Origin of the sequence: Geomonas sp. (assembly GCF_035254065.1) — a bacterium.
GTDB lineage: Bacteria > Desulfobacterota > Desulfuromonadia > Geobacterales > Geobacteraceae > Geomonas.
The window spans coordinates 1-2,583 of the sequence record NZ_DATFBA010000205.1 but is presented as its reverse complement, the minus strand read 5'-3'; the positions used below and the strand labels follow the sequence as shown (position 1 = coordinate 2,583).

General features: G+C 61.1%; 6 protein-coding genes. All 6 read right to left on the bottom strand.

The window, feature by feature from the left end; translation table 11 throughout:
- On the bottom strand, positions 1-234 hold a 234-nt coding region (locus tag VJ604_RS09900), incomplete at its 3' end, for a tetratricopeptide repeat protein (protein WP_414652409.1).
- Between the two features lie 68 nt (positions 235-302).
- The gene (locus tag VJ604_RS09895) at positions 303-956 is read right to left on the bottom strand and encodes an HAD family hydrolase (RefSeq protein WP_324082074.1); all 654 of its coding nucleotides are present in this window, start codon (positions 954-956) and stop codon (positions 303-305) included.
- Positions 943-1,248: an HNH endonuclease gene (locus VJ604_RS09890; protein WP_324082078.1), complete on the bottom strand. Its 306-nt coding sequence runs from the start codon at positions 1,246-1,248 to the stop codon at positions 943-945. The genes VJ604_RS09895 and VJ604_RS09890 overlap by 14 nt, the downstream gene beginning before the upstream one ends.
- 11 nt (positions 1,249-1,259) lie before the next feature.
- The gene (gene rnhA, locus VJ604_RS09885; protein WP_324082073.1) at positions 1,260-1,706 is read right to left on the bottom strand and encodes a ribonuclease HI; all 447 of its coding nucleotides are present in this window, start codon (positions 1,704-1,706) and stop codon (positions 1,260-1,262) included.
- Positions 1,696-2,349: a lysophospholipid acyltransferase family protein gene (locus tag VJ604_RS09880; protein WP_324082072.1), complete on the bottom strand. Its 654-nt coding sequence runs from the start codon at positions 2,347-2,349 to the stop codon at positions 1,696-1,698. Before VJ604_RS09880 ends, rnhA begins: the two co-directional genes overlap by 11 nt.
- 78 nt (positions 2,350-2,427) lie before the next feature.
- A complete protein-coding gene (locus tag VJ604_RS09875) occupies positions 2,428-2,580 on the bottom strand; it encodes an ATP-binding protein (protein WP_324082076.1) in 153 nt (50 codons plus the stop codon).
- Positions 2,581-2,583: the final 3 nt, after the last annotated feature.

Here is a 2,583-nt window from a genome sequence, read left to right as displayed (position 1 = left end):
ATGGGCGGGATTGTCAGGCTCCAATTGCAGGGCGGAGAGGCAAAGATCGCTCCCCATCTTCACCTGCCCCCGCTCCTTGGCGATACAGTAGCCAAGATAGGAGTACCAGGAGGGGTTATCGTTCATCTTGAGAGCGCGTTCCAGGAGGGCCAGCGCCGAGGGCGTCTCCCCGTTGGAGAGGGCCTCTACCGCTCGCTGAAAAAGTTTATCGCTGTCTTCCGTCGAACCTTCCATCAGTGATTCTCCTGCCAGGAGGTAATGGTAGCAACGCTCCAGCTACTCCATGGTGGCTACCGGTTGCTTTACAGAAGCGACAGAAGCTCCTGGTGTCTCTCAATTCTTGCCAGGGCGGGCATATCACCGCGGTAGGCGACGAAGGGGACGCCGGCCGCATCGGCGGCTTGCCGGTCCACCTCGGAGTCACCCACGAAGAGGGCTTCGCGGGGGGTGATGCCGTAATGCTCCAGCACCTTGAACAGCGGTTCGGGGTGCGGCTTGGGATTCTGCACCCGGCCGGCCGTCATCACGCAGCTGAAGTAGCGGTCCAGCCCGAAGGAGGCGAGCAGCATGTCCATGGAGGTGGCCCGGTTGGTGCAGACCGCCAGTTCCACTCGGCCGTGCAGGGCCTCCAGGGTCTCGCGCAGCCCCTCTTCCATCACCATGAGCGGAAATAGCTTACGATAGTCGATGGAGGACGAGAAGGCGCGCACGTCGCTCATCCGGTCATCGCCCTCGAAAAGGTAGGTCAGCACGTCCTTGTTGCAGTAGGTGTGCAGGATCCTCATGGTATCGGCGTCGGAGCGGTCCAGAGGGGGCTTGCCGAAGCGCTCGATGATCTGGGTATAGAAAGCGAAGTTCGCCTCGAAGGAATCGAAGAGGACGCCGTCACAGTCGTAAATAACGGCTTTGATTGCTGTAGTCACATTATCTCCGCGACGCCCGTCACTCGCCGTCATCACGGGAAAAGGTCGTCAGGTACTCCTCCCACTCGATGGGGAGCATGTGCTTTTTCTTGTTGTTGCACTCTTTGCAGCTGGTGACCACGTTCCCCTTGGCGCTCTTGCCGCCCCGGATCACCGGGACGATGTGGTCCATGGAGAGCTCGGCTGGGGCAAAGCGGTGGCGGCACCAGTGGCACTGCCCTTTGCCCAGCCGGTTCTTCCACCACTGGCTTTTGCGCAGCTCGCGCGCTTTTTCGCGCTCTCGCTTGATCTCCTCCTCGGAGACCTCGATGATGAAATAATCCAGGTTCATGGCGGCTACCTGAGATTCTGCCTGCGGAACTCCTCGATGGCACCTCGGGCCAGCTCGTCGCAGCGCTCGTTCTCGGCGTGGCCGTTGTGGCCGCGGATCCAGACCCACTTGATCTTGTGCATCTTGGAGAGCGCCAGCAGCCGCTCCCACAGATCCCGGTTGACCACCTGTTCCTTCTTGCTGTTGACCCACCCTTTCCGGACCCACCCGGACAGCCACTCGGTCATCCCTTTCACCAGGTACTGGGAATCGGAGGTGACCACCACCTCGCAGGGTCGGGTCAGCGCCTCCAGGGCGGCAATGGCACCGGTCATCTCCATCCGGTTATTCGTGGTAAGTCCTTCGGCGCCGGAGAGCTCCTTCACCTTCCCTCCGCAGCGCAGGATGCTGCCGTAGCCGCCGATGCCGGGGTTACCGCTGCAGGCGCCATCGGAAAATATTTCAACCAGCATTGAGGTAGGCTCCTTCTTCTTTCAAAAGGGTGGCGATGGCGTCCATCACCCGGTCCACGATCAGCTGGTGGGTCTCCTTGCAGTCCGGCAACTGGTAGAGGTCCTCGAAATCGATGGCCTTGCCGAAGGAGGCGCCGCCCCGGGCGCCCACCGAGGGAAACTTCCAGTGGTTGATCCCGGTGAGGGCTACCGGTATCACCTGGGGACGGACGTCGTAGATGATCTTGCCGACCCCCCGGTTTCCCTTGCCGAGCACCCCGTCCTTGTGGCGAGTCCCCTCGGGGTAGATCATGACCTTCTGGTCGATCAACAGCTCATTGAGATGCTTGCCCGCCCGCACGTCCCTTCCCCGCTTCACGGGAAAAGCCCCCCATGACCGGTAGATGAGCGCCTTGACCGGATGCTGGAAGAGCTCCTCTTTGGCGGGAGCCCACATCATCTGCAGGGGGTTTTTTCTGACCACTGCCCAGGGGAGGAAGATGGTGTCGTAAGCGGAGATGTGGTTGGAGGCGACCAGCACCCCACCCTTGCGCGGGATTCGCTCCGCTCCTTTGACGGCGAAGCGGTTGATACCGGAGGCGTAGGTGCCGACCACCCAGCATGAAAAGGTCACCCAGAAGCGGCGCAGCAATGAAACCATCAAAAAGAGCTCCCAACGGTGGATTTGCAGCGATCAACTGCGATGTATAGCATGAATTGCAGATGGTCGGCAACTTTTACATTAGAGAGCGGTGTCGGCCGCCAGGGTGAAATAGAAGGTGGCCCCCTGACCGGGGCTGCTCTCGCCCCAGACCCGGCCGTTGTGGCGTCTGATGATGCGGCGGACGGTGGCGAGCCCCAAGCCGTTGCCGGGGAAATCGTGGGAGGAGTGCAGCCT

What these genes read in the sequence shown, in the direction of transcription:
- VJ604_RS09895 (WP_324082074.1), bottom strand. Translation starts at nt 956, where the DNA reads ATGACGGCGAGTGACGGGCGTCGCGGAGATAATGTGACTACAGCAATC.
- rnhA (WP_324082073.1), bottom strand. Translation starts at nt 1,706, where the DNA reads ATGCTGGTTGAAATATTTTCCGATGGCGCCTGCAGCGGTAACCCCGGC.